Origin of the sequence: Pseudomonas mosselii (assembly GCF_003205295.1) — a bacterium.
Taxonomy (GTDB): Bacteria; Pseudomonadota; Gammaproteobacteria; order Pseudomonadales; family Pseudomonadaceae; genus Aquipseudomonas; species Aquipseudomonas mosselii_B.
Genome location: NZ_QJRP01000018.1, coordinates 63,947 through 89,613, shown reverse-complemented (window position 1 = coordinate 89,613; position 25,667 = coordinate 63,947). Strand labels below are relative to the sequence as shown.

Below are 25,667 nucleotides of genomic sequence, written 5' to 3'. Positions count from 1 at the left end.
GTGAACCGAGATGGCGCGTCGGGCAGATGTCTTCACCTTGCCGTCAGGAGGATCAGTGGCGGTATTCTTCCAGGTAGGTTACCCAGAAGTCGGCATCGGTGTAGTTGAGGGTCAGTTGAGGCAGCACCACCCCCCCGCAGGATCGACAGGTGTCCATTCGGGTAAACATGTGAATGGAGTAAATGCTGTTGCTCGGGTGCTGTTCCTTGAGAATGGTTGCGATCAGCCGTTCGGAGTCAAGGTAACGATCAAATGGGCGGATCGACACCCTGCCCGAATGCCTGATGACCGGTAGGCTGGTGATGTCTGGGTCGGGGGCTCGGTTACTCATCAAGGCCCTGGCATCGACATAGGTGGTGTCGCCAATCTGCCGGGTGGGTACTCCCTGTCGATAGGGTTTGAGGTACAGATTCTTTGCCCGCTCACCACCCGCCAATGCGTAGTACACGAATTTCCGTCCATCCTTGGTGAGCACCGAGGCAAACGCCAGGTTGCTGTTGTGCATCTGCGCCGAGATCATATTGGCGACATCCTGCTGGTCAATGTTGACGGTGGTCAGCGGCACCCAGCTGGCTTCCTTGCCTTGGATCGGGAGTAGTTCGGTCAGGACCTGGACCGTGCAACGTTTCTCGGCGAGGTTGCGTTGGCCGATGAGCTTCCAGTCGGGAATCAGGCTTCTGGTTTCCTCTACCAGGCTGGTCTGCGGACGCTCCCCCGAGAGGATGTTCTCGGCATAATGCAGCATTTCATTGCGTTCATTATTGTCGACACACCAGCGCGCATAGGTCTCGTAGTACTTGTTGGCGGGCGCGCTTGCAAGCCAGGCCTGCAGCCCTGGCTCGCCCTTTTCCACGAGAGTGGCAAAGAGCAGCTTGGCGATATTGTGTCGGTCTATGGCGGCATTGGGCCGTTCGGCCACGAAGCGGTACTGGTTGGAAAGGCGCAGGTACTCGTTGACTTCTTCGGCGTCGGTCACCGGGGTAAAGGTTAGCTGGCCCGGGCCTTGCCGGGTTTTATAGAACCTTCCATTGTCCACCTCTACATAGATCTGTTGTTCCTCGTTCCATTCGATTTTGATTCCGCGCAACACGCGCTTGTCCGCCACCTGTTCGCAGATCTGCTCCAGCGCTACGACTGGTACATGGGGGTTGATGGTCTTGGCTTGCGTGGCGCTGGTATCGGGCAGTAAGCCGAAGTGCCGCTCGCTGGACATGCGCCCGGTGATCTGCGGCTGGTAGGTGGGCTTCTCGGGCAACCCCAGGAGGATCCGTTCGTCCGCGCTCAGTGCCAGTAGTTGCTTGTCCTTGGTGAACTTCATGGGGGTCGTTCCTTTAATCGGAGCGTGGTCCCATTTGCAGAATTTACCTTCGTGCACCAGCAGGTCGAACGACCGGGCGGGAACCTGCTCGCCGGTGACGGTGCCGCGCCGCTCCAGGTGGTACTCCCTGGCTTCGAATGCCTGGCTGATTTCCTGGCCACGAGTGAGTGGGTTGGGCTGGCTGGCGCGAAGGCGTTCGGCCGGCAGGCTGACCAGCTTGGTGAAGGGGCTGCAGCTGGATTCCTCCAGGTCACGCTTCAGACGGCAGAGCATCTCCTGGGGGGTGATCTCGTCCAGCGTGCTGACAGGCGTGTTTGACAGCTCATTCAGGGAGGGGGTGTGAGCGCTGGCGTCGAGATGATAGTGGTGATCATCGATGTGGATGTCGTAGTGCCCGTCACCCTTGGCGCGGACCCGCAAACTACAGGTGTCGTCGATGGCCAGGCCCAGCGTCTCGTCCTCGCCCAAGATGCCGGCGATTCGGGAAGGGTAGTGGCCAGGGCTGATTGATCCCAGGCGTTTCAGGGGAATGAGCTTGGGTGCCTGCGCAGTTGCTTCGGTGATGAGTCGCGGCCCATAGGGCAGGTTGTCGTGGGGGTCGAGCAGTTTGAAGTTGGACTCATCGGCGGTGCCCAGATTACGCACCAGTGTGTTTTCGCTATTGCCGACCTGTGCCAGCTCACCTTGCTCGAAAGCATACCCAGACTCGCTCAACGCTTCCCGGGTAATGGCGTAGGTGCCTTCTTCGGTCATGTGCAGCAGTTGCGCGGCGCCGCGCAGGTCGTGCAGCCAGCGCAGCGCAGGTTGTGCCAGTTTTTTCCAGGATGTGACGCAGAGCCAGCGGATACTGCGGTCAATGTCGCGGTAGATGAGTGCTGGACTTTGTTGTGCCAAGTGGCCGAGCAGGTCGCTGACGGCGCCGCTCATGACTTCGCAAGCCGCACGCAGTGTAAGGTTGGCGGCATCGCGAATCAGCATGAGGCTCGAAGCGATGAACTTGCCTGCCGGTATCAGGGCGCCGATGGCATCCATCACACAGCCTATGATTACGCCGGCGGAGTGATTGCCCTTGACCAGGTCGGTAATGCAGCCATAGAACGGCAGGAGTGTACGGGCAAGGAAATCGTCAATCTGTTTTTCCAGGTTGACCAGTTCTTCCCATGGGGTGGTGTGTGTGTGGTCGGCCTTGAATTTCGCAAGGGTGGACGCGTACAAGTGGGTGGTTGCCGTACAGGCCAGGGTCTGGAAGAAGTCATCTTCGCTCGCCTGGTTGGCGTACACCCATTGCGAGGTTGGAATCAGCGTGCCATTGCGTGGCGTTTGCAACTGATGGGCCGAGCGTGACGGGGTGCCATTGAGATAGGCGTCACTGTCCATGCGGGTCTGCGGGATCAAACGGCTCTTGCGTTTGAAGTCTCTGTTCGCTGCCTTGACCATTTCCTGAACTATCGGGTTGTTGGGGATGACATTGGAGGGAATGTCGTACTTGAAGTGCTGGTTGCAAGGGCGCAGTGCGCCTGCGCCGGGGCAGAGTTCGAAATAGTGCTCCCAGCCGACTGCATGGCTATCGAAGTCGTCACGGTGGTCGCCGGGTTGGCAGCGAATGAACAGGCCTTGGGTGCCGGTGTCACCGTTAAAGGACACCAGGCTCACTTCGCATGTGGATGTATGGAGTTGAGTGCGCAAGGCTTGCGGTAACTCCATGAACAGCCGCTTGATCAACCGTGCGTGGGCGGCCCCCCAGTCGATCTTGAAGGCTTCGAAGGCCTGGTCATACAGCTTTGGCACCGTGGGTTCTCCATCGCGATAGATGTCCCCCGTCATGAGCAGTTGTGTGAGATTTTCGATGACCGGTTTTTGGCTTGGCGCGCCAACGTCACCTGAGAAACCTGGCGTGGCTATGGTGTGATGCCAGTTGTAGCCGCTCGATTTGGCCAGTCCCAGGCTACTCAGGTACTTCCAGGTCTCTGGGCAGGCAATGGACTTATCCCAGTATTGCGTGCCGACGCCCGCCGCAGCCAATTGCTGTTCTGCCAAGGTCTTTCGGTCCGGAGGCGTCTTGGCGATTTCTTGTGCATCTCGCGCAAGCGCCTGCTGCTCGGTAGTGACGAACTGCACTGCGAGTTTGATCTGTTGCAGGGTGGCCTGCCTGATGTCGTTGCCCGTGAAGCCTGGTAGGGCGCCGTGGGCTTTGGCATAGCGCAACGCTGGCAAGATCAGGGTGTTGCTCCAGAGTCGCTGTGCATGTTCCTCTTTGAGGCTGCTCAGGTCGCTCGCCAGGGTGACGACTTTATCGTAGGCCGTCTTGCAGCTGGCTCCAGGCAACAGGGCTTCAAGCAATCTGGCGCCGTGCATCAGGGCGAGGCTTTGCAAGGAGCGGCCATAATAGAGCCAGTCGGGTGTGTCGCTGATCAGCAGCTCAGGTGCCAGCTCCCTGAGCAGCAAGTATTCAAGCAGGCTCAATGCTGCCGGGGATATATCGGGAATGCGAGCACGAATGTTGTCGTTTACTTTCGCACGCAGATCCAGATGGCTGTGCTCGGTGACCCAGTGATCGTGAAAGTCCTCGGCCACCGATCGATCTGTCGGTGTACGAGGTCCCAGGAAGTGATCGACGATTGCCCGGCTCGCCAGTGCCTGTGTCGCACGCGGTGATGCGGGCTCGGCAGGAGAGGCGCCATACCAGCCTGCCAGAGCGAGCAGAGGTCGGAAAACGTCTGCAAACTGTGATGATCGCATCATCAATTGCCAGGTTTGCGAAGCTGGCAATAGCAAGTGGCGTTCGCCCTGCTTGAGCTCGCAGAGCAGTTCACAGCCCGCGTTCGTGAACAGGTCATCAATGAGGGTGTGCGTGCACCAGTCGCTGAAGGCGGGGAGCGTTTCAACCAGGGCTCGGCTGTCAGGCAAGGGGGTGAGCGGGGATGGACCTGCCGCTGCAGACGTTGGTGGCAATAGCAACGAAGCCAGGCGCAGGCAATCTGTCGCACTCAATGTCGGGTGCACCTGCTTCAGTTTGTTCGCAAAAGAAAAAGCCTGCATGCCTTGGGCGCGTTGGGCAATGTCGAGGGTCAGCGGCACCCAGGCTTCAGTACTTGCGTCCAGTGCATGCAGTACCACTTTTCGGAGCAGGCGGGCTCCCAGGTCCTGAGTCTGGGCATTGCTCCATTCAACAGGTGGGCTGTCATCGCGAGAAGGATCTTCATCCGCCCAGGCCGGAACCTGCGATGCAGCAGGAAGTACCCTGACACGAAGGTTCATCAGCGGCTGGGTCAGATGCAAGTTTCGCGAAAGTATCAGTGCGTTGTCTTCATACCCAATTTGGGTGGGCAACACTTCCTTGAGTGTAATGGTCAAGGCCGTCAAGGCCGTTTGGGCTGGATTCAATTCGTGTGCTGTCAGGCCTTTCAGCAGATTTTCAGCCGGACAATGCGCAAGCCAATCGCTGGCGGTGTCTCGGCGCTCGCCGCGCTTGAACTGCAACATCCATATCTGCAAGGCCTCGGGCACCCCGGTCAGCAGTTCGCCCAGTTCGCAGAACTCATCCTTGCCAAGCCGAGCGGCTTCGGCACTCAATGGCTTTTCGCCAAACAGCAATTCATCGAGTTGCTTTCTTGCGGCCGGCGTTTTGATCGAGGCTTCATTGACCCAGGCGATACGAGCAAAAAAATCGTGGATCTGGCGGGGTGTCAGGGTGTCTGCCTCGACGCCCAGGACTGCGGCAACCAATGCGTAGGTTTTCGTGTCGCCGAATAAATCCATCAGGTTCACAAAGATGAAGCGTGGGTCTTCAGGGAATCGCGTGTTGCCGTCCAGCAGGTAGTTGAGGGTGAGGTGAACTGCCCTGATAGGGTCGTACGCCTCGAGTGGGGCACCCAGGGGGATGTCCAGGTTGTCGGCGAAAAGTGCGGGGGTCGGTGACAGGATGTTGTTTTCCAGGTCCTCATCCGTCGAGGGGCTGGTTGTCACATGCGCTCGGATTCTTTCCAGCAGTCGTGATGGGGTAAGTTGCGCACTGATGGCGTTGTGGTCAGGTGCTGATGCGCTGCCGTTGGTTGCTATCTGGTTTTGGGACAGTGTGGAGCTGGCAAGGTGCTGATCGGTGGAGGGCCCGTTGTGTGAGGTGGTAGCGGGCGTGAGAGGGGAATCAAAAGACATGTGGCCTCCTAGGTGGGAGGTATCAGTCTGTTGATTCAGATTGGGGCTGGGCGGTATGGGGTTATCGCACCCTGAGGGCGCTTGACGGTGTGAAAACGCGATGACGGGGTGATCCCGCAGGTCAGCCGTTTTCACACAGTCGGGTGGGGTGCGCGATTATTCCTGGTCGGCGCTGGATTGATCCTCGACGTCCTGGTCGACGGCGGGCGTCGGTTCGGCGTGGGCGGCAACGGATTGCTCTTCGGGGTTCAGGCTTGGGAAGGGAAGATTCGGGATTTCATGCATCTCGTCGTTCCTCGCAAGTGTGAGTGAAAAGGCGGCGCCAGGGCGCATGTGTGGCTTCGAAAAGCTGGGGCAGGATACAGCAGTCTGGGTGACAGTTTGAGATTTTTGCCTGGCGCTGGTCGGTTTTAGCGGGCGATCAGCGCACCGCCGACTGTGTTCGGGCGCCGGAAACACTGTGGGAGCAACAGTCTTGTACTGCCTGCGTTCGATTCATCGCAGGCTGCGCTCCCCCACAGTTACAGCGCTTGATGTCGAAGCGGCGCGTATCCTGTGGGAGCGGGTTTACCCGCGAACACCGGCGAAGCCGGTGCCATCCACCGCGTCGCTTGCTTCGCGGCTAAAGCCGCTCCCACAGGTACTGCGATATCAGCGACAGGCGTCGGCGATGGCCGTCGCCAATTGCTCCAGGCGTCGTGCATCCGCCCCGGCGATATTCGCCCGGCCGGTACCGACCATGTACACGCTGTGCCGCTCACGCAGCAGGCGCACTTGCTCGGGGTTCAGCCCGGTGTAGGAGAACATCCCGCGTTGCGCGGCGATGTGCGCGAAGCGCTCGGCCAGGCCGTGGGGGGCCAGTGCCTGCACCAGGCCTTCGCGAAGCTCGGCGATGCGCTGGCGCATGGCGTTCACTTCTTCGACCCACAACGCCTTGAGTGCCGGATCACCGAGGATCTCGGCAACCACCGCCGCGCCATGGTCCGGTGGCGTTGACCACAGGTTGCGCGCAATGAACGCCAGCTGGCTGCGTACATCCTGCAGTTTCTCGGCATCGTGGCTGCATACCAGCAGGGCGCCGGTGCGATCGCGGTACAGACCGAAGTTCTTCGAGCAGGAGCTGGTGACCAACAGTTCCGGCAACTCGGCGGCAAACAGGCGCACCGCCCAGGCGTCTTCCTCCAGGCCGTCACCGAAGCCCTGGTAGGCAAAATCGATCAGCGCCAGCAGGTTGCGTCGCTTGACGATGTCGAGCACTGCGCGCCACTCGTCCTGGTTCAGATCGAACCCAGTCGGGTTGTGGCAGCAGGCGTGCAGCAGCACCACATCACCTTCCGGTGCCTGTTCCAGTGCGGCGAGCATGCCGTCGACGTTCAGGCGGTTGTCCTTGCCCACGTAGGGATAGTGGGACACCTTGAGCCCGGCGCCGGCGAAGATCGTCTCGTGGATCGGCCAGGTCGGGTCGCTCAGCCAGATGCCACGCCCTGGCAGGCAATGGGCGATGAACTCCGCCGTCAGACGCAGGGCGCCGGTTCCGCCTGGCGTCTGGGTAGCGCCGGCGCGCTGGCTGGCCAGCAACGGCGATTCGCTGCCCAGCACCAGTTCGCTGATCAGGCGCCCGAACGCCGCGTCACCATGGCCACCGATGTAGCTTTTGGTGGTCTGGCGTTCGACCAGGCGCTGCTCGGCCTGCTTGACCGCTGCGGGAATCGGCGTCAGGCCCTGGGCGTCCTTGAACACGCCGACCCCCAGGTCGAACTTGGCCGGATTCTCGTCGCGGGCGTAGGCCTCCATCAGCCCCAGGATCGGGTCGCCAGGGACCCGTCCGATGGCCGCGAAGTGCATCACTTGCGCCCTTCGGCGGTTTTGGCGACCTCGTCGGTGCGCGCGCACATGATGAAGTCGTTGCGGTGCAGGCCCTTGATCGAGTGGCTCCACCAAGTCACGGTGACCTTGCCCCACTCGGTCAGCAGACCCGGGTGATGGCCTTCGGCTTCGGCGATTTCGCCAACGGCGTTGGTGAAGGCCAGGGCGTGCTTGAAGTTCTTGAACAGGAATACGCGCTCGAGCTCCATGTGGCCGTCGCGGACTTCGATGTTCCAGTCCGGGATCTCGCGGATCAGTACCGCCAGTTCGTCGTCGGTGACTTTCGGCGCATCGGCGCGGCAGGCTTCGCAGTGGGCTTGGTTCAAGGCATTCATGGGTGTTTTCCGGTTTGAGTTGTTATCGACAGGGGCGCTCAGGCGGCGACCTTGGGTGGAAACTTCGGTGCGTGCAGGCCCAGCTGCATGGCCTGGTGGACCATGGCCATGATGTCTTCGTGGGCCAGGTCGAACAGGCGCTTCATGTTCGGCAGGACGAAGTACAGGGGCTGCAGGATATCGATGCGGTACGGCGTGCGCATGGCTTCGATCGGGTCGAAGGCCTGGTGCTCGGGCTCGCCGGACAGGCTGTAGACGGTCTCCTTCGGCGAGGAGAGGATGCCGCCGCCATAGATCTTGCGACCCTGCGCGGTCTCCATCAGGCCGAACTCGATGGTCATCCAGTACAGGCGCGCCAGGTACACACGCTGTTCCTTGGTCGCCGCCAGGCCCAACTTGCCGTAGGTGTGGGTGAACTCGGCAAAGAAGGGGTTGGTCAGCAGCGGGCAGTGGCCGAAGATCTCGTGGAAGATGTCGGGTTCCTGCAGGTAGTCCAGCTCTTCCGGGGTGCGGATGAAGGTGGCGACCGGGAAGCGCTTGCTGGCCAGCAGTTCGAAGAAGGTCTGGAAGGGGATCAGCGCCGGTACGCGGGCGACCTGCCAGCCTGTGGTGGCGCCCAGCACCTTGTTGACTTCGCCGAGCTGGGGGATGCGGTCATGGGGTAGCTTGAGCTGCTCGATGCCGTCCAGGTATTCCTGGCATGCCCGGCCTTCGATCACTTTCAGTTGGCGAGTGATCAGGGTGTTCCACACCGCATGCTCTTGCTGCGGGTAGTCGATAAAACCATGCGCATCGGGCTCGCGTGCCACGTATTGCGTCTGTTTCATGTGGCTCTCCTGGTGAGGGCGTTCTTGTTATGTACAGGACATACCTTAGGAATATCCCTACAAACGCGGCTTTGCACCGGGGTTGAAGCCGCTCGTGGCTATCCGCTGGTCCTGAATTCGTAACGATAATTTTACAAAAATGCCCTTGTGCCGGAAAATCACGGGCATCGAGCTGGGCAGAAGGGTGAATCTGTCAGCTTATCTTTACGACTTTTCCGCGTGCCGAGTAAAAATCTTGGCCGCTTCGAGAGCTTTCATGCGTATCAAAGTGCACTGCCAGAACCGCATCGGCATCCTGCGGGACATCCTCAACCTGTTGGTGGAGTACGGCATCAACGTGCTGCGCGGCGAGGTGGGCGGCGATCATGGCAACGCCATCTACCTGCACTGCCCGAACCTGATCAACCTGCAGTTCCAGGCCCTGCGGCCGAAGTTCGAGTCGATCGCCGGGGTGTTTGGCGTCAAGCGCGTCGGCCTGATGCCCAGCGAGCGCCGGCACATGGAGCTGAACGCGTTGTTGGGCGCGCTGGACTTCCCGGTGCTGTCGATCGACATGGGCGGCAGCATCGTTGCCGCCAACCGTGGCGCGGCGCAGTTGCTCGGGGTGCGGGTGGACGAGGTGCCGGGCATTCCGTTGTCGCGCTATGTCGAGGACTTCGACCTGCCGGAGCTGATCCGCGCCAACAAGTCGCGGATCAACGGCCTGCGCATCAAGGTCAAGGGCGATGTGTTCCTCGCCGATATCGCGCCGTTGCAATCTGAGCATGACGACAGCGAGGCCCTGGCGGGCGCGGTGATCACCTTGCATCGCGCCGATCGCATCGGCGAGCGCATCTACAACGTGCGCAAGCAGGAGCTGCGTGGCTTCGACAGCATTTTCCAGAGCTCGCGGGTGATGGCCGCGGTGGTGCGCGAGGCGCGGCGCATGGCGCCGCTGGATGCGCCGCTGCTGATCGAGGGCGAGACTGGCACCGGCAAGGAATTGCTGGCGCGCGCCTGCCACCTGGCCAGCCCTCGTGGCCAGGCGCCGTTGATGGCGCTCAACTGCGCCGGCCTGCCAGAGTCGATGGCCGAGACTGAGCTGTTCGGCTATGGCCCGGGGGCGTTCGAAGGCGCGCGGGCCGAAGGCAAGCTGGGGCTGCTGGAGCTTACCGCCGGTGGCACGCTGTTCCTCGATGGCGTCGGGGAGATGAGCCCGCGCTTGCAGGTCAAGCTGCTGCGCTTCCTGCAGGATGGCTGTTTCCGCCGGGTCGGCAGTGACGAGGAGGTGTACCTGGATGTGCGGGTGATTTGCGCGACCCAGGTCGATCTGTCCGAGTTGTGCTCCCGGGGCGAGTTCCGCCAGGACCTCTACCATCGCCTCAATGTGCTTTCGCTGCATATCCCGCCGCTGCGCGAGTGCATGGATGGCCTGGAGGGGCTGGTGCAGCACTTCCTTGACCAGGCCAGCCGGCAGATCGGCTGCCCGATGCCGCGCCTGGCGCCGGCGGCGATGGACAAGCTTGCTCAATATCATTGGCCGGGCAACGTGCGCCAGCTGGAGAACGTGCTGTTTCAGGCGGTATCGTTGTGCGAGGGCGGGGTGGTGAAGAGCGAACATATTCGTTTGCCGGATTATGGCGCACGCCAGCCATTGGGCGAGTTTTCCCTGGATGGTGATCTTTCGCAGATTGTCGGGCGGTTTGAAAAGGCGGTATTGGAAAGTTTGATGAGTGAATTTACAAGTAGCCGGGCGCTGGGGAAAAGATTGGGTGTTTCCCATACGACCATTGCCAACAAGTTGCGGGATTATTCGTTGAGCAAGTCGGGGGAGTGAGTGTGGCTAATTACCTTGAAAGTTACACTTAACCCTGTGGGAGCGGGCTTGTCCCGCGATAAACCTATGGCCTCAGCCGTTGGAACAACCGTTCCCCATCACGCGGTATTCGAGAATGTGCTTCTGGCCCTGGGAGTCCTCGTAGGTCATGCGGGCTGGCACCACTTCGCAGACGTTCGGCACTTCGCTCATGGAGATGACGCGGGCGATGTCCAGGTGCTGCGAATAACTGTACTGTTCAACCGGAATCTGCTCGACATCTTTTGCTTCGCCGGCCAATGCCGCGCCGCAAAAACCGCCAAGTACCAATACCAGTAAAGCTTTCATTTTCAAGTTACCTGTCTAAGGTCGTGAGGGGGCACGCGGCGCTTATGGCGCCGCGAGTACAGCAAGTTTCAACTATTGGGATGAGGTACGGATTAACGTTGCCTTCGTGGGGGCTGTTACCAAGTTAATCGCGTTGCCGTTGCTGGCGAGATGAATTTTAGGGAGGCGCTCACGGCTGAAACAGAGGGGGTTTTGATAAAGTCTTTTGACAGAATCTGTAACAATCCCCGTCGAAACCCTGTCTTTTCCTCTCGGCGATGGCTGCATGCCATGTACTAGAGCGGTCGCGCCTGATCGGTGAGTCGACGGCCCGTCGCGTTACTACCAACGTCGAATGGTCTTGGCCGCTCTGGTACAGTTACAAACGGTTCCATACAAAAACAACTATTACACCGAGGTAACACAGATGAGTGCGGCTCCACTGTATCCCGTTCGTCCCGAGGTTGCGGCCAGTACCCTGACCGACGAGGCCACCTACAAGGCCATGTACCAGCAATCGGTGATCAACCCGGACGGCTTCTGGCGCGAGCAGGCCCAGCGTCTGGACTGGATCAAGCCTTTCACCAAGGTCAAGCAGACCTCGTTCGACGACCACCATGTCGACATCAAGTGGTTCGCCGACGGCACTCTGAACGTTTCCTACAACTGCCTGGACCGCCACCTCGAAGAGCGCGGCGACCAGCTGGCGATCATCTGGGAGGGCGACGACCCTTCCGAGCACCGCAACATCACCTACCGCGAGCTCCACGAACAGGTCTGCAAGTTCGCCAACGCCCTGCGGGGCCAGGACGTGCACCGCGGCGACGTGGTGACCATCTACATGCCGATGATCCCCGAGGCCGTGGTCGCCATGCTGGCCTGTGCCCGCATCGGCGCGATCCACTCGGTGGTGTTCGGCGGCTTCTCGCCGGAAGCGCTGGCCGGGCGCATCATCGACTGCAAGTCGAAAGTGGTGATCACCGCCGACGAAGGCCTGCGCGGTGGTCGTCGCACCCCGCTCAAGGCCAATGTCGACCTGGCCCTGACCAACCCTGAAACCAGCAGCGTGCAGAAGATCATCGTGTGCAAGCGCACCGGTGGCGACATCGCCTGGCACCAGCATCGCGACATCTGGTACGAAGACCTGATGAAGGTTGCCTCCAGCCACTGCGCGCCGAAAGAGATGGGCGCCGAGGAGGCGTTGTTCATCCTCTATACCTCCGGCTCCACCGGCAAGCCCAAGGGCGTGCTGCACACCACCGGCGGTTACCTGGTGTATGCCGCGCTGACCCACGAGCGCGTGTTCGACTACCGTCCGGGCGAGGTCTACTGGTGCACTGCCGACGTGGGCTGGGTCACCGGCCACAGCTACATCGTCTACGGCCCGCTGGCCAACGGCGCCACCACGCTGCTGTTCGAAGGCGTGCCGAACTACCCGGACATCACCCGGGTGTCGAAGATCGTCGACAAGCACAAGGTCAACATCCTCTACACCGCGCCAACCGCCATCCGCGCCATGATGGCCGAAGGCGAGGCGGCGGTGGCTGGTGCCGATGGCTCCAGCCTGCGCCTGCTGGGGTCGGTGGGCGAGCCGATCAACCCCGAGGCCTGGAACTGGTACTACAAGACCGTCGGCAAAGAGCGTTGCCCGATCGTCGATACCTGGTGGCAGACCGAAACTGGCGGTGTGCTGATCAGCCCGCTGCCGGGCGCCACCGCGCTGAAGCCGGGCTCGGCGACCCGTCCATTCTTCGGCGTGGTGCCAGCGCTGGTGGACAACCTGGGCAACCTGATCGAAGGTGCCGCCGAGGGCAACCTGGTGATCCTCGACTCCTGGCCGGGCCAGTCGCGTTCGCTGTATGGCGACCACGACCGTTTCGTCGACACCTACTTCAAGACCTTCCGTGGCATGTACTTCACCGGTGACGGTGCCCGCCGCGATGAAGACGGCTACTACTGGATCACCGGCCGCGTCGATGATGTGCTCAACGTCTCCGGGCATCGCATGGGTACCGCCGAGATCGAGAGTGCGATGGTGGCGCATCCGAAGGTCGCCGAGGCGGCGGTGGTGGGCGTGCCGCACGACATCAAGGGGCAGGGCATCTACGTCTATGTCACCCTCAATGCCGGCGAGGAGTCGAACGAGCAGCTGCGCCTGGAGCTGAAGAACTGGGTGCGCAAGGAGATCGGCCCGATTGCTTCGCCGGATGTGATCCAGTGGGCGCCGGGGCTGCCGAAGACCCGCTCGGGCAAGATCATGCGCCGCATCCTGCGCAAGATTGCCACTGGCGAGTACGACGCGCTGGGTGATATTTCCACCTTGGCCGATCCAGGGGTGGTGCAGCACCTGATCGACACCCACAAGGCGATGAGCCTGGCCACCGCCTGAGTCGAAGCATCGCGGCAAGTCGGCTCCTGAAGGTCGTGGGAGCGGGCTTGCCCCGCGATCAGGCCATCAGTAAAAGCCCCGCCCACACCCGGCGGGGTTTTTGCTTTACTGATGCAGACTGTTACTCCGACATTCATCGGTAACCCTGGCTGTCACCGATTTCGCCCAAATGCGGGGTTTGTGGAAACATTCATGTGCCATTTGAGTGCATTGCTGCGAGCATTTTGTGTGGGGTCGCACGCTGCGCTTGCCGGAATACAAGGCTTTGCCAATAATGGGCCCGCTTATTGCTTTGGGTATAGGTTATTTCTCTTTTGCTCTTGCATATCTCGCAGGAGCTGTCAATATCGCCCGCCGCGGTTCCTGGCGCTTCTGTAATTAGTTGTCGCTTTGAAGAAATATCGACCACCGGGCTGTCGCTAGAATGCCACTCACTCGCTCGTGGTCTGCGACCTTGGTCGAAACCTGCGCGGCTCGCGCTGTACCCATTCGCATATCGGGCAGCCGTTACAACTGCCTTGTATTGCCCCGTACCGATGGAGTTACCTGATGAAGAAGCTCGCACTGCTTGGCGCCCTGGCGCTTTCCGTGTTTTCCCTGGTATCGCAGGCCGATGAGAAGCCGTTGAAGATCGGTATCGAGGCCGCCTACCCACCCTTCGCCTTCAAGCAGCCTGATGGCAGCCTCGCCGGCTTCGACTACGACATCGGCAACGCCCTGTGCGAACAGATGAAAGCCAAGTGCACCTGGGTCGAGCAGGAGTTCGACGGCCTGATCCCGGCACTGAAGGTGCGCAAGATCGACGCCATCCTGTCGTCCATGTCGATCACTGATGATCGCAAGAAGTCGGTCGACTTCACCAAGCGCTACTACCTGACCCCGGCGCGCCTGGTCATGAAGGAAGGCACTGCCGTCAGCGACAGCCTGGCCGAGCTCAAGGGCAAGAAGATCGGCGTGCAGCGCGGTTCGATCCATGACCGCTTCGCCAAGGAAGTCCTGGCCCCGCAAGGCGCCACCGTCGTGCCTTATGGCACCCAGAACGAAATCTACCTGGACGTCGCCGCTGGTCGCCTTGACGGTACCGTGGCCGACGCCACCCTGCTCGAAGACGGTTTCCTGAAGACCGACGCCGGCAAGGGCTTCGCCTTCGTAGGCCCGGCCTTCACCGACACCAAGTACTTCGGTGACGGCGTCGGCATTGCCGTGCGCAAGGGCGACACCGCCAACGCCGAGCGCATCAACGCCGCCATCGACGCGATCCGTGCCAACGGCAAATACAAAGAGATCGAGAAGAAGTACTTCAACTTCGACATCTACGGTCCAGACTCGAAGTAAGCCATCGAGTTTCACCTGTGCAATGGTGCAAACAGCAGAATCTCTGAGGTTTGCACCATTTTTCATTCCCAAGCCCTGAGGAATTCGAATCATGTTGAAAGGCTATGGGGCAGTCATCCTCGACGGGGCGTGGCTGACGCTGCAGCTCGCCCTGTCGTCGATGGCCCTGGCCATTGTCCTCGGCCTGATCGGCGTGGCGCTGCGCTTGTCGCCGGTGCGCTGGCTGGCCTGGCTGGGGGATCTGTACTCCACGGTGATCCGTGGCATCCCTGATCTGGTGTTGATCCTGCTGATCTTCTACGGCGGCCAGGACATCATCAACCGGGTGGCGCCGCTGCTCGGCTATGACGACTACATCGACCTGAACCCGCTGGTCGCCGGCATCGGCACCCTGGGCTTCATTTTCGGTGCCTACCTGTCGGAAACCTTCCGCGGCGCCTTCCTGGGTATTCCCAAGGGCCAGGCCGAAGCGGGCGCAGCCTATGGCATGAGCGGTGTCCAGGTGTTCTTCCGGATCATGGTGCCGCAGATGATCCGCCTGGCGATCCCGGGCTTCACCAACAACTGGCTGGTGCTGACCAAGGCGACCGCGCTGATTTCGGTGGTCGGCCTGCAGGACATGATGTTCAAGGCCAAGCAGGCGGCGGACGCCACCCGCGAACCCTTCACCTTCTTCCTCGCGGTGGCGGCGTTGTACCTGGTGCTGACCAGTGTCTCGCTGCTGGCGCTGAAGTATCTCGAGAAGCGCTACTCGGTGGGCGTCAAGGCGGCTGAACTATGATCTTCGACTACAACGTCATCTGGGAGGCCATGCCGCTGTACCTGGGCGGCCTGCTGACCACCCTCAAGCTGCTGGCGCTGTCGCTGCTGTTCGGCCTGTTGGCGGCCGTTCCGCTGGGCCTGATGCGCGTCTCCAAGCAGCCGCTGGTGAACATGAGCGCCTGGCTGTACACCTACGTGATCCGCGGCACGCCGATGTTGGTGCAGCTGTTCCTGATCTACTACGGTCTGGCCCAGTTCGAGGCAGTGCGCGAGAGCTTCCTGTGGCCGTGGCTGTCCAGCGCGACCTTCTGCGCCTGCCTGGCCTTTGCCGTCAACACCAGCGCCTACACCGCCGAGATCATCGCCGGCAGCCTCAAGGCCACGCCCCATGGCGAAATCGAGGCGGCCAAGGCCATCGGCATGTCGCGCATGAAGATGTACCGCCGCATCCTCCTGCCGTCGGCGCTGCGCCGGGCACTGCCGCAGTACAGCAACGAAGTGATCATGATGCTGCAGACCACCAGCCTGGCGTCGATCGTCACCCTGATCGACATCACCGGTGCCGCGCGCACGGTCAACGCCCAGTACTACCTGCCTTTCGAGGCCTACATCACGGCGGGCGTGTTCTACCTGTGCCTGACCTTCATCCTCGTGCGCCTGTTCAAGATGGCCGAACGCCGCTGGCTCGGCTACCTGGCGCCGCGCAAGCACTGACCGCTCTGTGAGATCCGACAGCATGTACAAACTCCAAATCCAAGACCTGCACAAGCGCTACGGCAGCCATGAGGTGCTCAAGGGCGTCTCCCTCGAAGCCAAGGCAGGCGACGTGATCAGCATCATCGGTTCCAGCGGCTCGGGCAAATCGACCTTCCTGCGCTGCATCAACCTGTTGGAGCAGCCGCACGCGGGCAAGATCCTGCTCAACAACGAAGAGCTCAAGCTGGTGGCCGGCAAGGACGGCGCGCTCAAGGCCGCCGACCCGAAACAGCTGCAGCGCATGCGTTCGCGCCTGTCGATGGTGTTCCAGCATTTCAACTTGTGGTCGCACATGACCGCGCTTGAAAACGTCATCGAGGCGCCGGTGCATGTGCTGGGCGTGAACAAGAAGGAAGCGCTGGAGAAGGCCGAGCACTACCTGGCCAAGGTCGGCGTGTCCCATCGCAAGGATGCCTTCCCCGGCCACATGTCCGGCGGCGAGCAGCAGCGCGTGGCCATCGCCCGCGCCCTGGCCATGGAGCCTGAGGTGATGCTGTTCGACGAGCCGACCTCAGCGCTCGATCCGGAGCTGGTGGGCGATGTGCTCAAGGTCATGCAGTCGCTGGCCCAGGAGGGCCGCACCATGGTTGTGGTCACCCACGAGATGGGCTTTGCCCGCGAGGTGTCCAACCAGCTGGTGTTCCTGCACAAGGGGCTGGTGGAGGAGCGCGGCTGTCCGCGCGAGGTGCTGGTCAATCCGCAGTCCGAGCGCCTCAAGCAGTTCCTTTCCGGCAGCCTCAAGTAATCGCTGCACATTTGCACCATAATGGGGCATGCTGCGCCATCCGCGCGGCATGCCCTGGCGCCACAAGCGCGAACCCTTCCTTCCAGGTTTCGGACCACGCCCTATGACCACCCAGCGAATCGGATTTCTTATCTGGCCAAGCACCAAGCCGCTGACCCTGGCGTTGGCCGACGAGGTGCTGCAGGTGGCCCAGCGGGTGCATCCGGATGTGGTCTACGAGCTGGCCTACCTGCAGGCCGAAGCCGTGCAGGAGGGTGCCTGGCGCCTGCCGGGCGAGGCCTGGAACGGTCGTCTTGAGGGTTGCCACAAGCTGTTCCTGCTGGCCGACGAGCCGCCGGCGGCCATTGGATCGTCGTTGTCCGCCGCGCTCAAGCAGCTGGCGCGCAGCGGCTGCATGATCGGTGGCCTGTCCGCCGGCGTGTACCCGCTGGCGGCGCTGGGCCTGCTCGATGGCTACCGCGCTGCGGTGCACTGGCGTTGGCAGGACGATTTTGCCGAGCGCTACCCCAAGGTGATCGCCACCAGCCACCTGTTCGACTGGGACCGTGATCGCCTGACCGCCTGCGGCGGCATGGCGGTGACCGACCTGCTGCTGGCGGTGCTGGCGCGCGATCATGGCGCGGAGCTGGCGGGCGCGGTGTCGGAAGAGCTGGTGGTCGAGCGTATCCGTGAAGGGGGTGAGCGCCAGCGCATTCCGTTGCAGAATCGCCTGGGCTCCAGCCACCCCAAGCTCACCCAGGCGGTGCTGCTGATGGAGGCCAATATCGAGGAGCCGCTGACCACCGACGAGATCGCCCAGCATGTGTGCGTGTCCCGTCGCCAGCTGGAGCGGATCTTCAAGCAGTACCTCAATCGCGTGCCCAGTCAGTATTACCTGGAACTGCGCCTGAACAAGGCACGGCAGATGCTGATGCAGACCAGCAAGTCGATCATCCAGATCGGATTGTCCTGCGGTTTCTCCTCGGGGCCGCATTTCTCCAGTGCGTACCGCAATTTCTTTGGCGCCACACCGCGTGAAGACCGTAACCAGCGGCGCAGCAGCAGCCCGTTCGAGCTGAGTTCGGCGCCGGCCGAGCGGGGCTGATTTCTCTATTGTCTGTGCCGGCCTCTTCGCGGGTAAACCCGCTCCCACAGGCAATCTGCTGTTTTCAGGTACGGTGCCATCCTGTGGGAGCGGGTTTACCCGCGAAGAGGCCGGTGCAGGCAACCTCTTTTCATATGTGAACGGTCGTTCACCCGATTCCTATCTCCCGTTACACTGCGCGATTGCGACACTGTTTGTCGCATTGCCGAAAACCGCGTGAAAACACGGTTTGGCGCTGTAACAAGTTGTCGCCTGGCAGCAAGGACAGGCGCCGATCAGTCCTTACAATCCCCTCATCGCTCGCCACTTCCTGGCCAGCGTTCCTCTTCAGGAGACTCAGATGTCCGTTGAGCAAGCCCCGGTGCAACGTGCCGATTTCGACCAGGTCATGGTTCCCAACTACTCCCCGGCGGCCTTCATTCCTGTACGAGGCGAGGGTTCCCGAGTCTGGGACCAGACCGGTCGCGAGTTGATCGACTTCGCCGGCGGCATCGCGGTTAACGCCCTGGGCCACTGCCACCCGGCGCTGGTCAAGGCGCTCACCGAGCAGGCCAACACCCTCTGGCACGTCTCCAACGTGTTCACCAACGAGCCGGCCCTGCGCCTGGCGCACAAACTGGTGGACGCGACCTTTGCCGAGCGCGCGTTCTTCTGCAACTCCGGCGCCGAGTCCAACGAGGCCGCCTTCAAGCTGGCCCGTCGCGTCGCCCACGACCGCTTCGGCCCGGAGAAGCACGAGATCATTGCCACCGTGAACAGCTTCCACGGTCGCACCCTGTTCACCGTCAGCGTCGGTGGCCAGCCCAAGTACTCCGACGGCTTCGGGCCGAAGATCACCGGTATCAGCCATGTGCCGTACAACGACCTGGAAGCGCTGAAGGCACAGATTTCCGACAAGACCTGCGCCGTGGTCATCGAGCCGATCCAGGGCGAGAGCGGCGTGGTCCCGGCCGACAAGGCCTACCTGGAAGGCGCGCGCAAGCTGTGCGACGAGCACAACGCCCTGCTGATCTTCGACGAAGTGCAGACCGGCGTCGGCCGTACCGGCTCGCTGTACGCCTACCAGCACTATGGCGTCACCCCGGACATCCTGACCAGCGCCAAGAGCCTGGGCGGCGGTTTCCCGATCGGCGCCATGCTGACCACCAGTGATATCGCCAAACACCTGGCGGTCGGCACCCACGGCACCACCTACGGTGGCAACCCATTGGGCTGCGCCGTCGCCTGTGCGGTGCTGGATGTGATCAACACGCCTGAAACCCTGGCGGGTATCAAGGCCAAGCATGAGCGCTTCAAGACCCGCCTGGAGAAGATCGGCCAGCAAACCGGCCTGTTCACCCAGGTGCGCGGCGTCGGCCTGCTGATCGGCTGCGTGCTGAGCGAGGCCTGGAAAGGCAAGGCCAAGGACATCCTCAATGCCGCCGAGAAAGAAGGCGTGATGGTCCTGCAGGCAGGTCCTGACGTGGTGCGCTTCGCCCCGAGCCTGGTGGTCGAGGATGCCGACATCGACGAAGGCCTGGATCGTTTCGAACGTGCCGTGGCAAAACTGACCAAGGGCTGATCGCCCTTCGCCGGCCCCGAAACGGGGCCGGCGATACCTGAATTCCAGTGCGGGCACCTGCTTGCAGGTGGTGGCGCGTGCCCGCCGTTTTTTCGTGCCGATGTGATCGGCACGCTTTCCCGAAAGGAGTGACACCATGCTGGTGATGCGCCCCGCGCAAATGGCTGATCTGAACGAAGTGCAGCGTATGGCTGCCGACAGCCCCATTGGTGTCACCTCGCTGCCGGATGACGCCGGCCGCCTGGGCGACAAGATCGCCGCCTCGGAAACCTCCTTCGCCGCCGAGGTCAGCTTCAATGGCGAGGAGAGCTACTTCTTCGTGCTCGAGGACAGCGCCACCGGCAAGCTGGTCGGCTGCTCGGCCATCGTCGCCTCGGCCGGCTACTCCGAGCCGTTCTACAGTTTCCGCAACGAGACCTTCGTGCACGCCTCCCGCGAGCTGAAGATCCACAACAAGATTCACGTCCTGTCACTGTGCCACGACCTCACCGGCAACAGCTTGCTGACCAGCTTCTACGTGGTGCCGGAACTGGTGAGCAGCGCCTTCGCCGAGCTCAACTCCCGCGGGCGTCTGCTGTTCATGGCCGCGCACCCCGAGCGCTTCGCCGAGTCGGTAGTGACCGAGATCGTCGGTTACAGCGACGAGCAGGGCGAGTCGCCGTTCTGGGACGCCATCGGCCGCAACTTCTTCGACCTCAACTACGCCGACGCCGAGCGCCTGTGCGGCCTGAAGAGCCGCACCTTCCTCGCCGAACTGATGCCGCACTACCCGATCTACGTGCCGCTGCTGGCCGACGAGGCGCAGGAGGCCATGGGCCAGGTGCACCCGCGGGCGCAGATCACCTTCGACATACTCATGCGCGAAGGCTTCGAGACCGAGCACTACATCGACATCTTCGACGGCGGCCCGACCCTGCACGCCCGCGCCTCGGGCATCCGCTCCATCGCCCAGAGCCGGGTGGTGCCAGTCAAGCTCGACCAGACGCCGATCAAGGGCGGCCGTCCGTACCTGGTGTGCAACGGCCAGCTGCAGGATTACCGCGCCGTGCTGCTGGAGCTGGACTGGGTGCCGGGCAAGCCGGTCAGCCTGAGCGGCGAAGCCGCCGAGGCCCTGGGTGTCGGCGAAGGCGCCAGCGTGCGCCTGGTCGCGGTCTGAACCGCCGGAACAGAGAGTTTCGCGGCAGGCACAGACCGCCGCACAAGGAGATAGCATGATCGTTCGTCCTGTACGCAGCAGCGATTTACCCGCGCTGATCGAATTGGCCCGCAGCACCGGCACCACCGGGCTGACCACGCTGCCCGCCAACGAGGAGCGCCTCGGCCAGCGCGTCGGTTGGGCCGAAAAGAGCTTTCGCGGCGAAGCCGAGCGTGGCGACACCGACTACCTGTTCGTGCTGGAGAACGACGAAGGCCTGGTGGTCGGCATCAGCGCCATCGCCGGTGCCGTCGGCCTGCGCGAGCCCTGGTACAACTACCGGGTCGGACTGACCGTCAGCGCCTCTCAGGAGCTGAACATCTACCGCGAGATCCCCACGCTGTTCCTGGCCAACGACCTGACAGGCAACTCCGAGCTGTGTTCGCTGTTCCTGCGCAGCGACTACCGCAGCGGCCTCAATGGCCGTCTGCTGTCCAAGGCGCGGATGCTGTTCATCGCCGAGTTCCCGCAGCTGTTCGGCAACAAGATCATCGCCGAGATGCGCGGCATGTCGGACGAGGCAGGCCGTTCGCCTTTCTGGGAAAGCCTGGGCCGGCACTTCTTCAAGATGGAGTTCAGCCAGGCCGACTACCTCACCGGCGTGGGCAACAAGTCGTTCATCGCCGAGCTGATGCCCAAGTTCCCGCTGTACACCTGCTTCCTCTCGGAAGCGGCGCGCAACGTCATCGGCCGCGTGCACACCGACACGGAGCCGGCGCTGGCCATGCTCAAGCGCGAAGGCTTCAACTACCAGGGCTACGTCGACATCTTCGACGCCGGTCCCGCGATCGAGTGCGAGACCTCGAAGATCCGCGCCGTGCGTGACAGCGAGAACCTGGTACTGGCCGTCGGCACCCCGGGTGACGACGCCACCCCTTACATCATTCACAACCGCAAGCGCGAAGACTGTCGCATCACGGCCGCACCGGCGCGCCTGGCGGCAGGTACCCTGGTGGTCGATCCGCAGACCGCCAAGCGCCTGCGCCTGGGCGCCGGCGACAATGTCCGCGCGGTGCCGCTGTCCGCCGGTCGGGAGGCCCAGTAAATGACCACGCATTACATCGCAGGCCACTGGCTGGCCGGCCAGGGTGAAGCCCTGCAGTCGCTCAACCCCGTCACCCAGGCGGTGATCTGGCAAGGGCAGGGCGCCGACGCCGCCCAGGTCGAAGCCGCCGTGCAGGCCGCCCGCCAGGCGTTCCCGGCCTGGGCATCGCTGAGCCTGGAGGCGCGTATCAGCGTGCTGGAGGCCTTCGCCGAGAAACTCAAGGCCAAGGCCGAGGCGCTGTCGCGCTGCATCGGTGAAGAAACGGGCAAGCCCCTGTGGGAGTCGGCCACCGAAGTGACCAGCATGGTCAACAAGGTCGCCATCTCGGTGCAGAGCTACCGCGAGCGCACCGGCGAGAAGAGCGGCCCGCTGGCCGACGCCACCGCCGTGCTGCGGCACAAGCCCCATGGCGTGGTGGCGGTGTTCGGCCCGTACAACTTCCCCGGCCACCTGCCCAACGGCCACATCGTTCCGGCGCTGCTGGCCGGCAACTGCGTGGTGTTCAAGCCCAGCGAGCTGACCCCCAAGGTCGCCGAGCTGACGGTACAGTGTTGGATCGAGGCCGGCTTGCCGGCCGGTGTGCTCAACCTGGTCCAGGGCGCTCGCGAAACCGGCGTGGCGCTGGCCGCCAATCCGGGTATCGACGGTTTGTTCTTCACCGGCTCCAGCCGCACAGGCAACCTGCTGCACCAGCAGTTCGCCGGCCGCCCGGACAAGATCCTCGCCCTGGAAATGGGTGGCAATAACCCGCTGGTTGTCGATGAGGTCAAGGACCTGGACGCTGCGGTGTACACCATCATCCAGTCGGCGTTTATCTCCGCCGGCCAGCGCTGCACCTGCGCCCGCCGACTGCTGGTACCCCTGGGCGCCTGGGGTGACGCGCTGATCCAGCGCCTGGTCGAGGTGAGCCGCAGCATCAGTGTCGGTGCCTTCGATCAGCAACCTGCGCCGTTCATGGGGTCGGTGATTTCGCTGCAGGCAGCCCGCGCACTGCTGGCGGCCCAGGCCGAACTGCTCGGCAAGGGCGCCGTGGCGCTGCTGGAGATGACCCAGCCGCAGGCCGACGCTGCCTTGCTCACCCCGGGCATCATCGATGTCAGCGCCGTGACCGAGCGCCCGGACGAAGAGTTTTTCGGCCCGCTGCTGCAGGTGATCCGCTACGCCGACTTCGACGCGGCGATCGAGGAGGCCAACAATACCCAGTACGGCCTGGCCGCCGGCCTGCTGTCGGACTCCAACGCCCGCTACCAGCACTTCTGGCTGCGCAGCCGCGCCGGCATCGTCAACTGGAACAAGCAGTTGACCGGCGCCGCCAGCAGCGCGCCGTTCGGGGGCGTCGGCGCCAGCGGCAACCACCGCGCCAGCGCCTACTACGCGGCGGACTACTGCGCCTATCCCGTGGCTTCGCTGGAGACCGCGAGCCTTGCACTGCCGGCGACCCTGACGCCGGGCGTCACCCTATAACAACAGGTCTCGGAGCCTTGCCGATGAAATCCTTTGAAGTGAATTTTGATGGCCTGGTGGGGCCGACCCACAACTACGGCGGCCTGTCCTACGGCAACGTGGCCTCGCAGAGCAACAGCCAGCAGGGTTCCAACCCGCGCGAGGCGGCGCGCCAGGGCCTGGCGAAGATGAAGGCGCTGATGGAAATGGGCTTCAAGCAGGGCGTGCTGGCCCCGCAGGAGCGCCCGGATGTGGCCGCGCTGCGTCGCCTGGGCTTCACCGGCAGCGATGCCGAAGTGATCCAGCGTGCGGCCAAAGACGCCATGCCGCTGCTGGTCGCCAGTTGCTCGGCCTCGAGCATGTGGGTGGCCAACGCCGCCACCGTCAGCCCCAGCGCCGACACCGCCGATGGCCGTGTGCACTTCACCGCCGCCAACCTCAACTGCAAGTACCACCGCAGCATCGAGCACCCGACCACCAGCCGCGTGCTGGGCGCCATGTTCAGCGATGACAAGGTCTTCGCCCACCATGAGGCGCTGCCGGCGGTAGCCCAGTTCGGTGACGAGGGCGCGGCCAACCACACCCGCTTCTGCCGCGCCTACGGCGAGGCCGGTGTCGAGTTCTTCGTCTATGGGCGCAGCGCTTTCGACAGCCGCTACCCCGCGCCGCAGAAGTATCCGGCGCGACAGACCCTGGAAGCCTCCCAGGCCGTCGCTCGCCTGCATGGGCTGAGCGATGAAGGCGTGGTCTACGCTCAACAGAATCCGGCGGTGATCGATCAGGGCGTGTTCCATAACGACGTGATTTCGGTGGGCAACGGCGAGGTGCTGTTCTACCACGAGGACGCGTTCCTCGAGACCGACACCGTGCTCGGGCAGCTGCAGGCTAAACTGGCCAGCAAGGGCGGCAACTTCCAGGGTATCTGCGTGCCGCGCGCGGCGGTGACGGTGGAGGACGCGGTGCGTTCCTACCTGTTCAACAGCCAGCTGCTCAGCCGCGAGGACGGTTCGATGCTGCTGGTGGTGCCGGAGGAGTGCCGCAACAACGAGCGCGTCTGGGCTTATCTGAGCCAGCTGACCAGCCAGGGCGGCCCGGTCAAGGAGGTCAAGGTGTTCGACCTCAAGCAGAGCATGCAGAACGGTGGCGGCCCGGCTTGCCTGCGCCTGCGTGTGGCGTTGAAGGAAAACGAACTGGCGGCGGTCAATCCAGGCGTTATCATGACCGCCTCGCTGTACGACACCCTGGTGCAGTGGGTCGACAAGCATTACCGCGATCGCCTCGGCGAAGCGGACCTGGCCGACCCGCAGCTGCTCGTGGAATGCCGCACGGCCCTGGATGAACTGACCCAGATCCTCAAGCTGGGCTCGGTGTATCCGTTCCAACGCCAACCTTGATAGAGAGAAATTGCAATGTCCGACGCCCTGCGCCTGATCCTGGAAGATGAAGACGGCACCCAGCTGGAAACCTCGTGCACCCGTTTTGCCGTGGTCTGGCAAGGCAAGGAAGTGTGGATCCAGCAGGACGGCCGCGGCCAGTTGCTGATCGGCGTCGATGTCGAGGAAGACGACACCGAGTACGCCAACCTGCTGCTGCGCCCGATGGCCACCAACCTGGTCAGTCTGCAACTGGAAATGGAACCGGCCGACGTTGCCGGTGACGACGACCACGTCCACGGCCCGGACTGCGGCCACCACCACTAAGGAAGCGCCTATGCTCGCCCTCGGCAAACTGCTTGAGCTGACCCTGACCGATCACGAACCGGCCGAGAAGACCCAAGTGACCACCCGGGGCGTGCGTTTGCGCTGGCTGGGGGAGGGCGCACTGGAAGTGCGCCCTCCCGAAGGTGAGGATTGCGGGCTCGACCTGATGTTGTCGGCCGGTATCCATGGCAACGAGACGGCGCCGATCGAGCTGCTTGAGAGGCTGCTGCACGGTGTTGCAAACGGCAAGATCAAGCCGCGTGCGCGGGTGCTGTTCTTGTTCGGCAACCCGGCGGCGATCCGCAAGGGCGAGCGCTTCATCGAGCAGGACATCAACCGCCTGTTCAATGGCCGTCACGAACTTTCCAGTGGCTTCGAGGCGCTGCGCGCCGCCGAGCTCGAACAATTCGCTCGGGTGTTCTTCAGCAAGCCCGAGCGCACCCGCCTGCATTACGACCTGCATACCGCCATTCGCGGTTCCAAGATCGAGCAGTTCGCGTTGTATCCCTACAAGGAAGGTCGCCGGCATTCCCGTCGCGAGCTGGCCCGTCTGGCTGCGGCCGGAATGGAAGCGGTCCTGCTGCAGAGCAAGTCGTCGATCACCTTCAGCGCGTTCACCTACGAGCAGCTCGACGCCGAGGCCTTCACCCTGGAGCTCGGCAAGGCCCGCCCGTTCGGGCAGAACGAAGAGGTCAACCTCGACCGGCTCGAGGAGCGCCTGATCCAGCTCATCGAGGATACCGAGCCGCAAACCGAACAGTCCCTGGATGGCCTCAAGCTGTTCAGCGTCGCCCGCGAGATCATCAAGCACAGCGACAGCTTCCACCTGCACCTGCCGGCAGATATCGAGAACTTCTCCGAGCTGAGCAAGGGCTACCTGCTGGCCGAGGACCTGGCCGAGACGCGCTGGGTGGTGGAGGAGGAGGGCGCGCGGATCATCTTCCCCAACCCCAAGGTGAAGAACGGGCTGCGTGCCGGCATCCTCATTGTGCCTGACTCGGGCCAGCGGCTGGCTTAAGCCTTGCGCGA

20 protein-coding genes are annotated in these 25,667 nt (G+C 62.7%); 14 read left to right on the top strand and 6 right to left on the bottom strand.

Annotated features, from left to right (window positions below; translation table 11 throughout):
• Positions 1-52: 52 nt before the first annotated feature.
• From DMX06_RS17650 to phhA, 5 genes are all read right to left on the bottom strand, one after another.
• A complete protein-coding gene (locus DMX06_RS17650; protein ID WP_110738623.1) occupies positions 53-5,473 on the bottom strand; it encodes a deaminase domain-containing protein in 5,421 nt (1,806 codons plus the stop codon).
• 156 nt (positions 5,474-5,629) lie between these two features.
• Entirely contained in the window at positions 5,630-5,758 is a 129-nt protein-coding gene (locus DMX06_RS26595) for a hypothetical protein (protein WP_258378878.1), read from the bottom strand.
• 366 nt (positions 5,759-6,124) lie between these two features.
• Complete coding sequence (locus tag DMX06_RS17645; protein ID WP_181427856.1) at positions 6,125-7,321, bottom strand: amino acid aminotransferase; 1,197 nt, start codon at positions 7,319-7,321, stop codon at positions 6,125-6,127.
• Positions 7,318-7,674, bottom strand: coding sequence for a 4a-hydroxytetrahydrobiopterin dehydratase (locus tag DMX06_RS17640; RefSeq protein ID WP_110738621.1), 357 nt, complete (start codon positions 7,672-7,674; stop codon positions 7,318-7,320). Before DMX06_RS17640 ends, DMX06_RS17645 begins: the two co-directional genes overlap by 4 nt.
• 38 nt (positions 7,675-7,712) lie before the next feature.
• Positions 7,713-8,501 (bottom strand): phenylalanine 4-monooxygenase, encoded by a 789-nt coding sequence (gene phhA, locus DMX06_RS17635; protein WP_110738620.1) that lies wholly within the window; start codon positions 8,499-8,501, stop codon positions 7,713-7,715.
• Between the two features lie 256 nt (positions 8,502-8,757).
• Here phhA and DMX06_RS17630 point away from each other — a divergent pair, with 256 nt between their 5' ends.
• Positions 8,758-10,317, top strand: coding sequence for a sigma-54-dependent transcriptional regulator (locus tag DMX06_RS17630; protein WP_110738619.1), 1,560 nt, complete (start codon positions 8,758-8,760; stop codon positions 10,315-10,317).
• 72 nt (positions 10,318-10,389) lie between these two features.
• Here the strand turns inward: DMX06_RS17630 and DMX06_RS17625 are convergent, their stop codons facing one another.
• The gene (locus DMX06_RS17625; RefSeq protein WP_023630669.1) at positions 10,390-10,644 is read right to left on the bottom strand and encodes a DUF2790 domain-containing protein; all 255 of its coding nucleotides are present in this window, start codon (positions 10,642-10,644) and stop codon (positions 10,390-10,392) included.
• A 406-nt stretch (positions 10,645-11,050) separates the two neighbouring features.
• Here DMX06_RS17625 and acs point away from each other — a divergent pair, with 406 nt between their 5' ends.
• The 13 genes from acs to astE all read left to right on the top strand — a co-directional run bounded on the left by acs (position 11,051) and on the right by astE (position 25,656).
• The gene (gene acs / locus DMX06_RS17620) at positions 11,051-13,012 is read left to right on the top strand and encodes an acetate--CoA ligase (protein WP_110738618.1); all 1,962 of its coding nucleotides are present in this window, start codon (positions 11,051-11,053) and stop codon (positions 13,010-13,012) included.
• Between the two features lie 549 nt (positions 13,013-13,561).
• Positions 13,562-14,347: an ABC transporter substrate-binding protein gene (locus DMX06_RS17615; protein ID WP_050706738.1), complete on the top strand. Its 786-nt coding sequence runs from the start codon at positions 13,562-13,564 to the stop codon at positions 14,345-14,347.
• A 91-nt stretch (positions 14,348-14,438) separates the two neighbouring features.
• Complete coding sequence (locus DMX06_RS17610) at positions 14,439-15,128, top strand: ABC transporter permease (protein ID WP_028691070.1); 690 nt, start codon at positions 14,439-14,441, stop codon at positions 15,126-15,128.
• Complete coding sequence (locus tag DMX06_RS17605; protein WP_110738617.1) at positions 15,125-15,823, top strand: ABC transporter permease; 699 nt, start codon at positions 15,125-15,127, stop codon at positions 15,821-15,823. The genes DMX06_RS17610 and DMX06_RS17605 overlap by 4 nt, the downstream gene beginning before the upstream one ends.
• A gap of 22 nt (positions 15,824-15,845) precedes the next feature.
• The gene (locus DMX06_RS17600) at positions 15,846-16,610 is read left to right on the top strand and encodes an ABC transporter ATP-binding protein (protein WP_023630946.1); all 765 of its coding nucleotides are present in this window, start codon (positions 15,846-15,848) and stop codon (positions 16,608-16,610) included.
• A gap of 103 nt (positions 16,611-16,713) precedes the next feature.
• On the top strand, positions 16,714-17,694 hold the full coding sequence (gene argR / locus DMX06_RS17595; protein WP_110738616.1) for a transcriptional regulator ArgR: 981 nt from the start codon (positions 16,714-16,716) through the stop codon (positions 17,692-17,694).
• 340 nt (positions 17,695-18,034) lie between these two features.
• On the top strand, positions 18,035-19,255 hold the full coding sequence (locus DMX06_RS17585) for an aspartate aminotransferase family protein (protein WP_110738615.1): 1,221 nt from the start codon (positions 18,035-18,037) through the stop codon (positions 19,253-19,255).
• Between the two features lie 136 nt (positions 19,256-19,391).
• Positions 19,392-20,411, top strand: a complete 1,020-nt coding sequence (gene aruF / locus DMX06_RS17580) for an arginine/ornithine succinyltransferase subunit alpha (protein ID WP_110738614.1) — start codon at positions 19,392-19,394, stop codon at positions 20,409-20,411.
• 55 nt (positions 20,412-20,466) lie between these two features.
• Positions 20,467-21,495 carry an arginine N-succinyltransferase gene (gene astA, locus DMX06_RS17575; protein WP_110738613.1) on the top strand — a complete coding sequence of 343 codons (1,029 nt, stop codon included), beginning with the start codon at positions 20,467-20,469 and terminating at the stop codon, positions 21,493-21,495.
• Complete coding sequence (gene astD, locus DMX06_RS17570; protein WP_110738612.1) at positions 21,496-22,959, top strand: succinylglutamate-semialdehyde dehydrogenase; 1,464 nt, start codon at positions 21,496-21,498, stop codon at positions 22,957-22,959.
• Positions 22,960-22,982: 23 nt separating this feature from the next.
• Positions 22,983-24,332: an N-succinylarginine dihydrolase gene (gene astB / locus DMX06_RS17565; RefSeq protein WP_110738611.1), complete on the top strand. Its 1,350-nt coding sequence runs from the start codon at positions 22,983-22,985 to the stop codon at positions 24,330-24,332.
• A 15-nt stretch (positions 24,333-24,347) separates the two neighbouring features.
• Positions 24,348-24,638, top strand: a complete 291-nt coding sequence (locus tag DMX06_RS17560) for a hypothetical protein (RefSeq protein WP_011534960.1) — start codon at positions 24,348-24,350, stop codon at positions 24,636-24,638.
• A gap of 10 nt (positions 24,639-24,648) precedes the next feature.
• Complete coding sequence (gene astE / locus DMX06_RS17555) at positions 24,649-25,656, top strand: succinylglutamate desuccinylase (protein WP_110738610.1); 1,008 nt, start codon at positions 24,649-24,651, stop codon at positions 25,654-25,656.
• Positions 25,657-25,667 lie beyond the last annotated feature (11 nt).